Source organism: Mycobacterium nebraskense, from assembly GCF_002102255.1.
Taxonomy (GTDB): Bacteria; Actinomycetota; Actinomycetes; order Mycobacteriales; family Mycobacteriaceae; genus Mycobacterium; species Mycobacterium nebraskense.
In genome coordinates this window covers 28439-43321 of the sequence record NZ_LQPH01000112.1, presented here as the reverse complement: position 1 = coordinate 43321, position 14883 = coordinate 28439, and the positions used below count along the sequence as shown (strand labels likewise).

The 14883-nt window shown below is 67.3% G+C and carries 12 protein-coding genes; 8 read left to right on the top strand and 4 right to left on the bottom strand.

Features of this window, described 5'->3' with window-relative positions; genetic code table 11:
- Nucleotides 1–117 precede the first annotated feature (117 nt).
- The gene (locus AWC17_RS13325) at nucleotides 118–450 is read right to left on the bottom strand and encodes a chorismate mutase (protein WP_082123234.1); all 333 of its coding nucleotides are present in this window, start codon (nucleotides 448–450) and stop codon (nucleotides 118–120) included.
- A 554-nt stretch (nucleotides 451–1004) separates the two neighbouring features.
- On the opposite strand from AWC17_RS13325, the gene pcrA reads away from it, so the two are divergent.
- On the top strand, nucleotides 1005–3338 hold the full coding sequence (pcrA, locus tag AWC17_RS13320; protein ID WP_047323788.1) for a DNA helicase PcrA: 2334 nt from the start codon (nucleotides 1005–1007) through the stop codon (nucleotides 3336–3338).
- A gap of 130 nt (nucleotides 3339–3468) precedes the next feature.
- On the opposite strand, the gene AWC17_RS32705 is transcribed toward pcrA, so the two are convergent.
- Nucleotides 3469–4047: a hypothetical protein gene (locus tag AWC17_RS32705; protein ID WP_046184146.1), complete on the bottom strand. Its 579-nt coding sequence runs from the start codon at nucleotides 4045–4047 to the stop codon at nucleotides 3469–3471.
- Between the two features lies 1 nt (nucleotide 4048).
- Entirely contained in the window at nucleotides 4049–5098 is a 1050-nt protein-coding gene (locus AWC17_RS13310; RefSeq protein WP_244193496.1) for a M23 family metallopeptidase, read from the bottom strand.
- A 323-nt stretch (nucleotides 5099–5421) separates the two neighbouring features.
- Here AWC17_RS13310 and sucC point away from each other — a divergent pair, with 323 nt between their 5' ends.
- The 3 genes from sucC (at nucleotide 5422) to AWC17_RS13290 (ending at nucleotide 9152) form a co-directional block, all read left to right on the top strand.
- Complete coding sequence (gene sucC, locus AWC17_RS13305) at nucleotides 5422–6585, top strand: ADP-forming succinate--CoA ligase subunit beta (RefSeq protein ID WP_046184147.1); 1164 nt, start codon at nucleotides 5422–5424, stop codon at nucleotides 6583–6585.
- 16 nt (nucleotides 6586–6601) lie between these two features.
- The gene (gene sucD, locus AWC17_RS13300; RefSeq protein WP_046184148.1) at nucleotides 6602–7504 is read left to right on the top strand and encodes a succinate--CoA ligase subunit alpha; all 903 of its coding nucleotides are present in this window, start codon (nucleotides 6602–6604) and stop codon (nucleotides 7502–7504) included.
- 127 nt (nucleotides 7505–7631) lie between these two features.
- The gene (locus AWC17_RS13290) at nucleotides 7632–9152 is read left to right on the top strand and encodes an acetyl-CoA acetyltransferase (protein WP_046184149.1); all 1521 of its coding nucleotides are present in this window, start codon (nucleotides 7632–7634) and stop codon (nucleotides 9150–9152) included.
- A gap of 89 nt (nucleotides 9153–9241) precedes the next feature.
- Here AWC17_RS13290 and AWC17_RS13285 read toward each other — a convergent pair whose 3' ends face one another.
- The gene (locus tag AWC17_RS13285) at nucleotides 9242–10090 is read right to left on the bottom strand and encodes an LLM class F420-dependent oxidoreductase (RefSeq protein WP_046184150.1); all 849 of its coding nucleotides are present in this window, start codon (nucleotides 10088–10090) and stop codon (nucleotides 9242–9244) included.
- A 209-nt stretch (nucleotides 10091–10299) separates the two neighbouring features.
- Between AWC17_RS13285 and AWC17_RS13280 the strand changes: the two genes are divergently transcribed.
- From AWC17_RS13280 to purH, 4 genes are read left to right on the top strand one after another with little or no spacing between them, the layout of a single operon-like run.
- Nucleotides 10300–11193 (top strand): DUF5336 domain-containing protein, encoded by an 894-nt coding sequence (locus AWC17_RS13280; protein WP_046184159.1) that lies wholly within the window; start codon nucleotides 10300–10302, stop codon nucleotides 11191–11193.
- 48 nt (nucleotides 11194–11241) lie between these two features.
- Entirely contained in the window at nucleotides 11242–12612 is a 1371-nt protein-coding gene (locus AWC17_RS13275) for a cell division protein PerM (RefSeq protein ID WP_046184151.1), read from the top strand.
- A gap of 21 nt (nucleotides 12613–12633) precedes the next feature.
- Nucleotides 12634–13281: a phosphoribosylglycinamide formyltransferase gene (gene purN / locus AWC17_RS13270; RefSeq protein WP_046184152.1), complete on the top strand. Its 648-nt coding sequence runs from the start codon at nucleotides 12634–12636 to the stop codon at nucleotides 13279–13281.
- Complete coding sequence (purH, locus tag AWC17_RS13265) at nucleotides 13278–14861, top strand: bifunctional phosphoribosylaminoimidazolecarboxamide formyltransferase/IMP cyclohydrolase (protein WP_046184153.1); 1584 nt, start codon at nucleotides 13278–13280, stop codon at nucleotides 14859–14861. The genes purN and purH overlap by 4 nt, the downstream gene beginning before the upstream one ends.
- The last annotated feature ends 22 nt before the right edge of the window (nucleotides 14862–14883 follow it).

Sequence of the window (14883 nt, the reverse complement as noted above, 5' to 3'; positions counted from 1 at the left end):
CGAGGCCACTCCGCCCTCGGCGGACGACCACCAATCAGCCGACTCGCTGCCTGACAACAACGTGTCAGGTCACGACACCTAGCAGCCGGACGCGACCCAGCCAGGTGATGGCCCGCCTCAGTGGCCGAGCCGGCCCCTGCCCAACCGCAGGAGCAGGATCGCGAGGTCCTTACCGTCGGGACCGAGCTCGCTGTAGCGCTCGATCACCTTCATTTCGCGGCTGTGGACGAGCCGTGTGCCGCCGGATGCCATCCGTACCTTGCCGATCGCCTGAGACACCTCGGTGCGCCGCTTCACCGCGGCGAGGATCTCCGCGTCCAAGCGGTCGATCTCGTGGCGCAACTCGTCGACGCTCAACTCTTCGGCGGCCGCCGTCTGTGGGGTTTCCACCGTCTCAACCTTCATCTCTGCTAACTCCGCATTCTCGGGATGTGGGGGCTGTGGTCTCATCCGGTTTCGGGCCTCACAAAAGAGACGAGCCCCGATCTCCGGAAGTGGACCACGGGGCTCTCTGAAAGCAGCTAGACCACGGGGACCGCTAACCGGTACCCGTAGCAAAATCGGCGGCAGTTCGGGGTGGGGCGCTGCCGGCGGCACTGCGCGTTGAGCACTAAACGAGTGTGCCACTAAAAACAGCTTCGGCGCAAAAAGGGGCTTGTGAGCTGGCTATTGCGCGGTCGGCGACCGAACGGCGACTCCCGGTGTTCGATTGTGCCGACGCCCAGCCGTGGTGGCTCGCCGGTATGGATTCCATTTACACCGGGCGAAATTGAGCGCTTATCGCGGATTGCGCGAGATTGACGGCCAGGCAAACTAGAGCGCGATTATGAGTGGCTTTTAGACTCGGGTCTAATTGGTCACCGTTTCAAACGCCCGGCGCGTATTGGATTGCAAAACACCCTTTTTGCAGGCCCGGATATGCCCGGCGAAGGGTGGTCGGAGCACTAGCCTGGTCTGACGCCTGGGCGCGTTGCGTCGGTGGGCGGCGGTAAGTTTGGACCAACATGAGTGTGTACGCAACCGATGCCAATGTGGCCTCCGACGCAGATCAGCTGCTGGAGGGCCTCAACCCGCAACAGCGCCAGGCGGTGGTGCACGAGGGTTCGCCGCTGTTGATCGTGGCGGGGGCGGGCTCGGGCAAGACCGCGGTGTTGACGCGCCGCATCGCCTATCTGATCGCAGCGCGCGGTGTCGGGGTGGGGCAGATCCTGGCCATCACCTTCACCAACAAGGCCGCGGCCGAGATGCGTGAACGCGTGGTGCGCTTGGTGGGCAACCGGGCCCGTGCCATGTGGGTGTCCACCTTCCACTCGACGTGCGTGCGCATCCTGCGCAACCAGGCGTCGCTGATCGAAGGCCTCAATTCCAACTTCTCTATCTATGACGCCGACGATTCCCGCCGTCTGCTGCAGATGATCGGGCGCGACATGGGGCTCGACATCAAGCGCTACTCACCCCGATTGCTGGCGAACGCGATCTCCAACCTGAAGAACGAGCTGATCGACCCCGCCGAGGCGGTGGCCAAACTAACGGATGATTCCGACGACCTGGTCCGCACCGTGGCCTCCGTTTACGGCGAATACCAGCGGCGGCTGCGCGCGGCCAACGCGCTGGACTTCGACGACCTGATCGGCGAAACCGTCGCAGTACTGCGGGCCTTCCCGCAGATCGCCCAGCACTACCGTCGCCGGTTCCGTCATGTTCTGGTCGACGAGTATCAGGACACCAACCATGCGCAGTACGTGCTGGTGCGGGAACTGGTCGGTCACGACGGCACGGAATCGCCCGACGATGTGCCGCCGGCGGAATTGTGCGTGGTCGGCGACGCTGATCAGTCGATTTATGCGTTCCGCGGTGCCACCATCCGCAACATCGAGGACTTCGAGCGCGACTATCCGGAAGCGACAACCATTCTGCTGGAACAGAATTACCGCTCGACGCAAAACATTCTGTCGGCGGCCAATTCCGTGATAGCGCGGAACTCCGGACGGCGGGACAAACGGCTGTGGACCGACGCCGGCGCCGGCGAATTGATCGTCGGCTACGTCGCGGACAACGAGCACGACGAGGCCCGGTTCGTGGCGGAGGAGATCGATGCGCTCGCCGACCGGGGCGAGATCAGCTACAACGACGTGGCCGTGTTCTATCGCACCAACAACTCGTCGCGGTCGTTCGAAGAGGTGTTCATCCGCGCGGGCATTCCCTACAAAGTCGTTGGGGGAGTGCGGTTTTACGAGCGCAAAGAGATCCGCGACATCGTCGCCTATCTGCGGGTGCTGGACAACCCCGGTGACGCGGTCAGCATGCGGCGCATCCTCAACACCCCGCGCCGCGGCATCGGTGATCGTGCCGAGGCTTGCGTGGCGGTGTACGCCGAGAACACCGGCGCGAGTTTCGCCGACGCGCTGGTGGCCGCGGCCGAAGGCAAAGTGCCGATGCTCAATTCGCGCGCGGAGAAGGCGATCACCGGTTTCGTCGAACTGCTCGACGAGCTCCGGGGCCGCCTCGACGAGGATCTCGGCGATCTGGTCGAGTCCGTGCTCGAACGTACCGGATACCGCCGGGAGCTGGAGTCCTCCACCGATCCGCAAGATCTGGCCCGCTTGGACAACCTCAACGAACTCGTCAGTGTGGCACACGAATTCAGCACCGACCGGGCCAACGCCGTCGCGTTGGGCGAGTCGTTACAGGCCCCGGACGACGAGGACGTGCCGGACACCGGTGTGCTGGCGGAGTTCCTGGAACGGGTATCGCTGGTTTCCGACAGCGACGAGATCCCCGACGACGGCGCCGGCATGGTCACCCTGATGACGTTGCACACCGCCAAGGGGCTGGAGTTCCCGGTGGTGTTCGTCACCGGCTGGGAGGACGGAATGTTTCCGCATATGCGGGCGCTGGACGATCCGACCGAACTGTCCGAGGAGCGGCGGCTGGCCTACGTCGGCATCACCCGCGCCCGCCAGCGGCTGTATTTGAGCAGGGCCATCATCCGCTCCTCCTGGGGGCAGCCGATGCTGAACCCGGAATCGCGCTTTTTGCGGGAGATTCCGCAGGAACTCATCGAGTGGCGGCGCACCGCGCCGGCCCCGTCGTTCAGCGCGCCGGTGAGCGGCGCCGGCCGGTTCGGTACGCCGCGCGCGGCCCCGACCCGCTCGGGCGCGGGCAAGCGTCCGCTGCTGGTGCTCGAGCCCGGCGACCGGGTGACTCACGACAAGTACGGGCTGGGCCGCGTCGAGGAAGTGTCCGGGGTAGGCGAATCAGCCATGTCGCTCATCGATTTCGGCAGCGCCGGACGAGTCAAGCTGATGCACAACCACGCCCCGATCAGCAAGCTCTAGCCGCCACGGGCGCGTAGCCCATCACTCACACGGATAGCGCCTGCGGACCATTAGATGATTCGGGAATCCGATATCGCAGGTGATAGCGGATTCGAAAGTCGCCTAAAGGTCGGCCGGGCTCGCACCCGGGTCAGACCTCCAGCCAGCGTTTGGTTCGCGGGTGCATGGCCAGCACCACGCTGGCGATCGGCAGCAACGGCAGCAGGTGCACGATCCACGCGACACGGGCACCCGCGATGAACACACCGATGTAGGTCAGCACCGCGACCACGGCGCCAACCACGATGAGGTAGCGCCCAAAAGGCCGGTGCTGCAGCAACATGATCACGCCGGAAACGGTGGTGATGGCGAACACCAGGGCGAGGAACGCCACGGCGATGCAGAACAGGCGGTCGGTCCGCCACCAGCCGGCGATCAGGTCGGTCGCCACCACCGAGGTGGCCCACCCACTGATGATGCTGACCGCGCAAGCGGCGACGGCGGTCCGGTCGCTCGGCACATCGGCCGGCGCACCCAAAGTTGCTCGGCGCCCCGCGCGAGAAGCGCCCTGGTACGGCGGTGGCTGTGACGGAATGTGGGTGGTCGGGGATTCCGCCGCTACGGGGACCGGTCCGGTGGGTGCCCGGCGGATGATCCGCGTCTTGGAGTCCGACGGGGAAGTGGACTCGGGCGGCTGGGGACCGGGAAGCGGTTGATTCGGCGCGGTCACCTCAACCAGCGTAGTTACCGACCATAAGACCCCGCTTAGCCAGCCACGGCACGGGGTCGATTCGTTCGGTGCCGCCCTGGAGCACCTCGAAATGCAGGTGCGGGCCGGTGGAGTTACCCCGGTTGCCCATGGTGGCGATCTGGTCGCCGGCCATCACGCGCTGGCCGGCGCTGACCAGCGTGGTGTTGACGTGGCCATAGAGCGTCACCGTGCCGTCGGCATGGCGCAGCTTGACCAGCATGCCGTAGCCGGCGGCGGGGCCCGCATCGATCACGACGCCGTCGGACACGGCGAAAATCGGTGTTCCGATCGAGTTGGCCAGGTCGACGCCGGCGTGCAGGACGCCCCAGCGGTAACCGAAGTTAGAGGTGAAGATGCCCTTCGTCGGCATCACATACAGCGGTTGCTGCAATCGCGCCTCACGCTGAGCGCGATCGTTGGCGAAAGCAACGCCCTTGGCGAGCTCTTGGTTGTGTACCGCGGCGGTCGCGACCGGCTCGAGCGCGACCACCTGGGCGCCGCGGATGGTGTTGTTGCCCGACCCGCCGGTGAGCGCCGACGCGTTCGCGGTCAGCACGGCGTCGGTCTTGGGCGTATCGGCGTGGCTGGTTGCGGTGTGGGCGGCCGCTGCGGCCGCGCCGGCGGCCATCGCCGAGATCAGCAGGCGACCCCTGGCCGCGCTGGTCGGTTCCTTGCGATGCTGCCCGCCGCGTCGTCCCACACCCACAACATCGACGGTGTGCGTGCGACCCGGACGCGGAGCGGCCGCGGGTTCGACGACCACGCGCGGCAACACCTCGGTTACCGGGGCGGCCAGCCACAGCGTGGCCGGATCGTCGGCCTCGTTCAGGTCGTCAAGCTCGGGAGCCAGCAACACTTGCGCTTCGTTGTCGAAGGGCGAGTCGTTGCTGTAGTCGAGCTCGCCGAGATCGCTGACCTCGTCGCGCCAATCGAAGTCATCGAAGTTGAAGCCGTCGAGCGGGAGGATTTCGGTGACTTCGTTGCGATCGGGCTCAATTCCCCGGCCGCCGGCCGCGCGACTAACCCTCACCACGCCTGCTGTTTCAGCAGTAGAAGGAGCCAAACGGTGCTGGGACAAGCTGAAATGTCCTCGTATCGTGACCATAACGTTATCTGGACCCTAGGACGGTATCCGCTAACTCGCGGAACTGGCAACCTCGTCGCGCAATCCGGTGGAAATTGTGATTTGGGTCACGAACCGGGTGCGCCGGGATGCCGTGAGCTGTGCCACATCGCCGGACGCGCCGGAAAGGGCCGGTTGGCCAGTGGATACAGTTCGTCCGTGCGAGTTGCCGAGCGCGGCACCGCCCATCAAGAGGCCTAGAAGTTGAGTCGAGCGAAGACAGAGAGTCCATGGACCTTTTCGAGTATCAAGCAAAAGAATTGTTCGCCAAGCACAACGTACCGACTACTCCGGGACGGGTGACCGACACCGCCGAGGGCGCCCGGGACATCGCCACCGAAATCGGTCGTCCGGTGATGGTCAAGGCGCAGGTGAAGGTCGGCGGTCGCGGCAAGGCGGGGGGCGTCAAGTACGCGGCGACTCCCGAAGACGCCTACGAACACGCCAAGAACATCCTCGGCCTCGACATCAAGGGTCACGTCGTCAAGAAGCTGTTGGTCGCCGAGGCCAGCGACATCGCCGAGGAGTACTACATCTCCTTCCTGCTCGACCGGGCCAACCGCACCTATCTGGCCATGTGCTCGGTGGAGGGCGGCATGGAAATCGAGGAGGTCGCCGCCACCAAGCCTGAGCGGCTGGCCAGGGTTCCGGTCAACGCCGTCAAGGGTGTCGACCTTGCGACCGCGCGTTCCATCGCCGAGCAGGGCCACTTGCCGGCCGAGGTGCTCGACGCGGCCGCGGTGACCATCAACAAGCTGTGGGAGCTCTTCGTCGCCGAGGACGCCACCCTGGTCGAGGTCAACCCGTTGGTGCGCGACCCGCAAGATCGAATCCTGGCGCTGGACGGCAAGATCACGCTCGACGCCAACGCCGACTTCCGTCAGCCCGGCCACGCCGAGTTCGAGGACCGCGACGCCACTGACCCGCTGGAGCTCAAGGCCAAGGAACACCACCTCAACTACGTCAAGCTCGACGGCCAGGTCGGCATCATCGGCAACGGCGCGGGCCTGGTGATGTCGACCCTCGACGTCGTCGCCTATGCCGGGGAGAAGCACGGGGGCGTCAAGCCGGCCAACTTCCTCGACATCGGCGGTGGCGCCTCGGCGGAAGTGATGGCCGCCGGGTTGGACGTGGTCCTGGGCGACCAACAGGTCAAGAGTGTGTTCGTCAACGTCTTCGGCGGCATCACCTCTTGCGACGCGGTGGCCACCGGCATCGTCAAGGCGCTGGAAATCCTCGGCGACGAGGCCAACAAGCCGCTGGTGGTGCGCCTCGACGGCAACAACGTCGAGGAGGGCCGCCGCATCCTGGCCGAGGCCAACCACCCGCTGGTGACAGTGGTGCCGACGATGGACGAGGCCGCCGACAAGGCCGCCGAGCTGGCGAGCGCCTGAGAAAGGACTTGGAAACGTGTCGATCTTCTTGAACAAAGACAACAAGGTCATCGTCCAGGGCATCACGGGCAGCGAGGCCACCGTGCACACCGCCCGAATGCTGAAGGCGGGCACCCAGATTGTGGGCGGCGTCAACGCGCGCAAGGCGGGCACCACCGTCACGCACGAGGACAAGGGCGGCCGGATTATCAAGCTGCCGGTGTTCGGCGGCGTCGCCGAGGCGATGGAGAAGACCGGCGCCGACGTGTCGATCATCTTTGTGCCGCCGAAGTTCGCCAAGGACGCGATCATCGAGGCCATCGACGCCGAGATCCCGCTGCTGGTGGTCATCACCGAGGGAATTCCGGTGCAGGACACCGCGTTTGCGTGGGCCTACAATGTGGACAAGGGCAGCAAGACCCGCATCATCGGCCCGAACTGCCCCGGCATCATCACGCCCGGCGAGGCGCTGGTGGGCATCACGCCGGCCAACATCACCGGTTCGGGCCCCGTCGGGCTGGTGTCCAAGTCCGGCACGCTGACCTACCAAATGATGTACGAGCTACGCGATTTCGGGTTCTCGACGTCGATCGGCATCGGCGGGGACCCGGTGATCGGGACCACCCACATCGACGCCATCGAGGCGTTCGAGAAGGACCCCGACACCAAGGTCATCGTGATGATCGGTGAGATCGGCGGCGACGCCGAGGAGCGTGCCGCCGACTACATCAAGGCCCACGTCTCGAAGCCGGTCGTCGGGTACGTCGCGGGATTCACGGCGCCAGAGGGCAAGACGATGGGCCACGCCGGCGCCATCGTGTCCGGCTCGTCGGGCACCGCGGCCGCCAAGAAGGAAGCCTTGGAGGCGGCCGGCGTCAAGGTCGGCAAGACCCCGTCGGCGACCGCGGCGCTGGCCCGGGAGATCCTGCAGAGCCTGTAGCGGGTCGCCACCATCGAACCGTGGCGATCGCGAGCGCGGCGTGGCCGGGCGAAGCGGGTCGCCACCATCGAACCGTGGCGGCCCCCCGATTAGGCCTGGGGACGGACCTGCGGTAGATAGTGGGTCTATGAATCTCGACCCGAACACCCCCGTCCTCGTCGGCGTGGGGCAGGCCGCGGAGCGCATCGACGACCGGAACTACCGCGGAATGTCGCCCGTCGAGCTGGCCGCCGCGGCGGCCAATGGCGCCGTCGACGACTGTGGTGCCGAGGACGTCGCGGCGGCGATCGACACCGTGGCCGGTGTCAGGCAGTTCGAGATCTCCGGCATGATCAATGCGCCGCTGGGGCGGTCGAACAACTACCCGCGATCCGTGGCCAACCGCGTCGGCGCTTCGCCCGCCCGCGCAATTCTCGAGATCGTCGGCGGCCAGGGACCCCAGCACCTGATCAGCGAGCTGGCCGGCGAGATCGCCGCGGGCCGCTCTCGGGTGGCGATGGTGTTCGGTTCGGATGCGACGTCGACACTGCGCTACTTCGCGAAAGCCGAAGCCAGGCCCGACTTCACCGAGACGGTCGACGGTGACTTGGAAGACCGGGGCCAGGGCATCGAGAAGCTCGTCTCGCGCTACACCGTCATTCACGGTCTGACCAGCGCGCCGATCCAGTACGCGCTGCTGGAGAATGCCCGGCGGGCCGGGACCGGCCTGGGGCCGGCGGAGTACCGGCGGCAGATGGGTGAGCTGTTCGCGCCGTTCACCAAGATCGCCGCCAGCAACCCGTTCGCCGCCGCACCGGTGGAGCGCACGGTCGACGAGCTGATCACCGTGACCGAGCGCAACCGGATGATCGCGGAGCCGTACCCGCGGCTGATGGTCGCCCGCGACCAGGTGAACCAGGGCGCGGCCGCGCTACTGATGTCGGTCGACGCGGCGCGTCGCCTCGGGGTGCCCGAGGAGAACTGGGTGTACCTGCACGGCCACGCCGACCTCGAGGAGCAGGCCCTGCTGCAGCGCCCCGATCTCGGGCATGCGCCGTCGCATGTTCTGGCGGTGCGCGAGGCGCTGGCGATGGCCGGCATCGGCATCGATGATGTCGCCACCTTCGATCTGTACAGCTGCTTTCCGGTGCCGGTGTTCAACATCTGCGACGGCATGGGCATCGCGCCCGACGATCCGCGCGGCCTGACCCTGACCGGCGGTCTGCCGTTTTTCGGCGGGGCCGGCAACAACTATTCGATGCATGCCGTCGCCGAGACCGTCGCGCAATTGCGAAGGACCCCGGGTGAATTCGGTCTCGTCGGCGCCAACGGCGGCATCCTGAGCAAGTACTCGGTCGGCGTGTACTCCACCACTCCGGCGGGATGGAAGCCCGACCGCAGCGCGCAGGCGCAGCAGCAGGTCGCCAACTGGCCGACTGAGGCGGTGACCGAGAACGCGGACGGTGTCGGCACCGTCGAGACCTATACGGTGCGGCGCGACGACGGCCGCCCGACCGGGATCATCATCGGCCGGCTGGACGACGGTAGCCGGTTCCTTTCCACCACCGAAGACGACGAATTGATCGCGCTGCTGATCGACGGCGACCCGCTGGGACACTCGGTGCGGGTCCGCTCCTTCGACTACGGCAACCGCTGCACGTTGGCCTGACGCCGGGTCCTTCCGCGACACATAAACCACGCACACGACACGCCCGGTGCGGGTCGCCGTGGTTTAAGTCTCGCGGATACGAAGGGTTCTCAGACGAGGGCGGCCAGCTTGCCGGCCAGCCGCTCGACATAGGCGACGACCTCGTCCTCGGCGCGGTCCGGCAGGCCGAACAGCACCTCGGTCACCCCGAGCTCGGCCCATTTGGCGAGCTTCTCGGGGACCGGCTTGAAGTCCAGCGCGACGATCTGTGGGGCGCCGTCGCGGCCGGCGGCCGCCCAGGTGTCCTGCAGCAACTTCACCGGTTCGTCGATATCGAAGTCGCGCGGAGTGGTGATCCAGCCGTCGGCGCTGCGGGCGATCCACTTGAAGTTCTTCTCGTTTCCGGCCGCGCCGACCAGCACGGGAATGTGTGGCTGCACGGGCTTGGGCCACGCCCAGCTGGGCCCGAACTTGACGAACTCGCCGTCGTAGGCGGCTTCCTCTTTGGTCCACAGCTCCCGCATGGCTTCGATGTATTCGCGCAGCATGGTGCGGCGCCGCGCGGGCGGCACGCCGTGGTCGGCGAGCTCGTCGGTGTTCCACCCGAACCCGACGCCGAGGCTGACTCGCCCGCCGGACAAATGGTCGAGGGTGGCAATGCTTTTCGCCAACGTGATCGGGTCATGTTCGACGGGCAGCGCCACCGCGGTGGACAGCCGCACCCGCGACGTGACGGCGCAGGCCGCGCCCAGACTTACCCATGGGTCTAGTGTCCGCATGTATCGGTCGTCCGGCAGCGATTCATCACCCGTCGTCGGATGGGCGGCCTCCCGCTTGACCGGGATGTGGGTGTGTTCAGGCACGTAAAAGGTCGTGAAGCCGTGTTCGTCGGCAAGCTTCGCGGCCGACGCCGGAGAGATGCCACGGTCGCTGGTAAAAAGCACAAGCCCGTAATCCATGGAGAGAATTAGAACGTGTTCTACCTCCGCTGAGCAAGCTGCCGCCGTGGCCGCTGTCCCGAAGTGCGCTAGCGTGGTTGATCGATCGCGTCGCAACGCAACCGCCGTGCACGGCGTTTATGGAACGGCGCGCCCGCAAGCACAGCGTCGCGACCCAACTGTGGCGCCCGCAAAGGCACTTCAAGGCACTGGAAGCAACAGGAGGAGCCATGACCTACTCGCCCGGTAGCCCCGGATACCCACCCGCGCCGTCCGGCGGCTCCTACGCAGGCGCCACCCCGTCGTTCACCAAGGACGACGACGGCACGTCGAAGCTCCCGCTCTACCTGAACGTCGCTGTGGTCGTGCTCGGCCTGGCGGTGTATCTGCTGAATTTCGGGCCGACGTTCACCATCGGCGCCGACCTCGGCCCGGGCGTCGGCGGACGTGCCGGCGATGCGGGTACCGCGGTCATCATCGCGGTGCTGGCCGCGCTGCTCGCGGGGCTTAGCCTGCTGCCCAAGGCCAAGAACTACGCCGGAATCGTCGCGGTCATCGCGGTTCTGGGTGCGTTGCTCGCCGTCACCGAGACGATCAACCTGCCCGCCGGGTTTGCGGTCGGCTGGGCGATGTGGCCCCTGGTGGCGTGCAGCGTGCTTCAGGCGATCGCCGCTGTCGTCGTCGTTCTGTTGGACGCGGGCGTGATCACGGCGCCGACGCCGCGGCCGAAGTACGACCCCTACGCCCAGTACGGGCAGTACGGGCAATACGGGCAATACGGCCAGCAGCCCTACTACGGTCAGCAGGGCGGCCAACAGCAGCCGCAGCACCCCGGCTACGGGTCGCAGTACGGCGGTTATCCCGCCAGCCAGGCCCCCACCCAAACCGCCGTTGCGACCGGCGGTTTCGGTGCCCAGCCCGCGCAGTCCGGGCCGCAGCCGGCCGCGCAGCAAGGACCGTCCACGCCGCCCACCGGCTTCCCCAGCTTCAGCCCGCCGCCCGCGGCCGGTGCGGGCTCCGAGGGTTCGGCACCCAATTACTCCAACCAGGCCGGGGGCCAGCAGCCCTACGGCCAGGGCCAGGAGCAGTCGCCCTCGTCGCCGTCTGGTCCAGCGCCGTCCTAACCATGCGCCTTCGCGCCTAGTCGGGGACGTGCGCCAAGAGTGACACGGGTGGAGGACAACCGGCCAGCGGGCGCTCGCCAGGCGCGTGACCTGGTCCGGGTCGCGTTCGGCCCGGCCGTGGTGGCCTTGGTCATCATCGCCGCGGTCACGCTGTTGCAGCTGTTGATCGCCAACAGCGACATGACCGGGGCGCTGGGCGCGATCGCCAGCATGTGGCTGGGCGTGCACCAGGTGCCGATTTCGATCGGCGGCCGCGAACTGGGCGTGATGCCGCTGCTGCCGGTGCTGTTGATGATCTGGGCAACGGCGCGCAGCACGGCTCGGGCCACCTCTCCGTATTCCTCGTGGCTGGTGGTCCGCTGGGTCGTCGCGTCGGCGCTGGGCGGCCCCCTTTTGATCGCGGCGATCGCCATGGCCGTCATCCATGACGCCTCGTCGGTGATCACCGAGCTGCAGACGCCCAGCGCCCTGCGCGCGTTCGCCAGTGTGCTCGTCGTGCATGCCGTCGGTGCCGCGATCGGCGTGTGGTCCCGGGTGGGCCGACGGGTGTTGGCGGTGTCGTCACTCCCGTTTTGGCTGGGCGACGCGCTGCGCGCCGCGTCCGCCGGTGTGCTGGCGCTGCTCGGGCTCTCCGGCTTGGTCACGGCGGCTTCGCTGGTGGTGCATTGGGCGACGATGCAAGACCTCTACGGGATCACCGATTCGATATTCGGGCAGTTCAGCCTCACGGTGCTGTCGATGTTGTACGCGCCCAACGTCATTGTCGGCGCCTCGGCGATGGCGGTGGGGTCCAGCGCTCACCTCGGCTTCGCGACGTTCAGTTCGTTCACCGTCTTCGGCGGCGACATTCCGGCGCTGCCGATCCTGGCCGCCGCCCCCAGGCCGCCGCTGGGCCCGGTGTGGGTCGCGCTGCTCATCGTCGGCGCGGCGTCCGGGGTGGCGGTCGGACAGCAATGCGCTCGGCGTGCGTTGCCGCTGATTCCGGCAATGGCCAAGCTTCTGGTCGCTTCGGTTGTCGGCGCGCTGGCGATGTCCTTGCTCGCATACGGCGGCAGCGGGCGGCTGGGAAACTTCGGCGATGTCGGCGTCGACCAGGGCGCATTGTTGATCGGGGTGTTCTTCTGGTTCTCGGTCGTGGGCGGGATCACGCTGGTGATGACCGGTGGCGTCACGGCCCGGCCCCGCCGACCCAAGCCCGTGCCGGCCGCGGCCGAAGAACCGGCCGACTTTGCCGGGGTCTTGGACGAGCCGGACGACGAGCCGGACGACGAGCCGCCGGCGGATTTTGCCGATCACGACGACTTCGCCGCGCACGACGCGCTGGTCAGCGACGACGACGCATCGGTGAGCGACGACGACGTCGCGCCGCCTCCCGACGAAGCGGAGCCGACCGCGACCGACCGCGAGCGCGGCGAGTAGCTCCCACTAGGCTCTCTCCTTGTGGCCGAACCGCTCCATGTGCCCCCGAGTGCGCCGGCGCGGGTGGTGGTGCTGGCGTCGGGCACCGGGTCGCTGCTGAGCTCCCTGCTCGACGCCGCCGTCGGCGACTACCCGGCCCGCGTGGTCGCGGTCGGTGCCGATCGCGACTGCCTGGCCACCGAGATCGCCGCGGGGGCGGCACTGCCGACTTTCACCGCCCGGCTCGCCGATCACCGTGACCGCGCCGCCTGGGATGCGGCCATCACCCAAGCCACCGCCGCGCACTCGCCCGATCTGGTGGTGTCGGCGGGCTTTATGAAAATACTTGGGCCCCAGTTCCTTTCGCGTTTCTACGGACGGATCATCAATACGCATCCGGCATTGTTGCCGGCCTTCCCGGGTGCGCACGGCGTGGCCGACGCGTTGGCCTACGGCGTCAAGGTCACAGGTTGTACGGTGCACCTGGTGGATGCCGGGACGGACACCGGGCCGATCTTGGCGCAGCAATCCGTGCCGGTGCTCGACGGCGACAGCGAAGAGACCCTGCATGAACGCATCAAGGTCACCGAACGGAAGCTCCTGGTGGACGTGGTGGCCGAGATCGCGACCGGCGGCCTGACCCTGGTCGGAAGAACAGCGACGATCGGACGAAAGGCGACCCAGCAATGAGCACCGACGACTGGCCGGAGACGGCGAAAAGGCCGATCCGCCGCGCGTTGATCAGCGTCTACGACAAGACCGGGCTCGTCGAACTCGCGCGGGGACTGGCGGAGGCGGGCGTCGAGATCGTCTCGACCGGATCGACGGCGAAGACCATTGCCGAAAAAGGGATTCCGGTCACGCGGGTGGAGGAGCTGACCGGCTTTCCCGAGGTGCTCGACGGCCGCGTCAAGACGCTGCACCCCCGGGTGCATGCCGGCCTGCTGGCCGATCTTCGCAAACCCGAGCACGTCGCGGCGCTAGACGAACTCGGGATCGCGGCGTTCGAACTCGTCGTCGTCAACCTGTATCCGTTCAGCGAGACCGTCGATTCCGGCGCGAGCATCGACGAGTGCGTCGAGCAGATCGACATCGGCGGGCCGTCGATGGTCCGCGCGTCCGCGAAGAACCACCCCAGCGTGGCGGTGATCACCGACCCCCGCGGCTATGACGGGGTGCTTGTCGCGGTGCGTCACGGCGGCTTCACCCTCGGCGAGCGCAAAAAGCTCGCGGCGCTGGCGTTTCAGCACACCGCGGAATACGACATCGCGGTGGCGGGCTGGATGGAGTCGACGCTGGCGCCCGAGCATCCGCCGACGGCGTTCCCCAAGTGGTTGGGGCGCAGCTGGATCCGCTCGACGATGCTGCGCTATGGCGAGAACCCGCACCAGCAGGCGGCGCTCTACAGCGACCCCGGTGCCTGGCCGGGACTGGCGCAAGCCGAGCAGCTGCACGGAAAAGAGATGTCGTACAACAACTTCACCGACGCGGATGCGGCCTGGCGGGCCGCCTTCGACCACGAACAGACCTGCGTCGCAATCATCAAGCACGCGAACCCCTGTGGGATTGCCATTTCGTCGGAATCGGTGGCCGACGCGCATCGCAAGGCCCACGAATGCGATCCGCTGAGCGCCTTCGGTGGCGTCATCGCGGCCAACACCGAGGTCAGCCTCGAGATGGCCGAGTATGTGAGCACGATCTTCACCGAAGTCATCGTCGCGCCCGCGTACGCGCCGGAGGCTCTGGAAGCCCTGACGCGCAAGAAGAACGTCCGGGTGCTGGTGGCCTCCGAGCCGCTGACCGGTGGCACCGAGCTGCGGCCGATCAGCGGTGGGCTGCTGGTGCAGCAACGCGACGAGCTCGACGCGCACGGCGACAACCCGGCGAACTGGACCCTGGCGACGGGGTCGCCGGCCGATCCGGCGACGCTGACCGACCTGGTCTTCGCGTGGCGGGCGTGTCGCGCGGTCAAGTCGAACGCCATCGTGATCGCCGGCGGCGGCGCCACCATCGGCGTCGGCATGGGACAGGTGAACCGGGTGGACGCCGCTCGGCTGGCCGTCGAACGGGGCGGCGACCGAGTCCGCGGTGCGGTCGCGGCCTCGGACGCGTTCTTTCCGTTCCCCGACGGACTCGAGACGCTGACCGCCGCCGGGGTGAAAGCGATCGTGCACCCCGGAGGGTCGGTCCGTGACGACGAGGTGACCGCGGCGGCAGCCAACGCCGGCGTCACGTTGTATCTCACCGGGGCCCGCCACTTCGCTCACTGAACGCTCAGCGCGTGGGGCCATT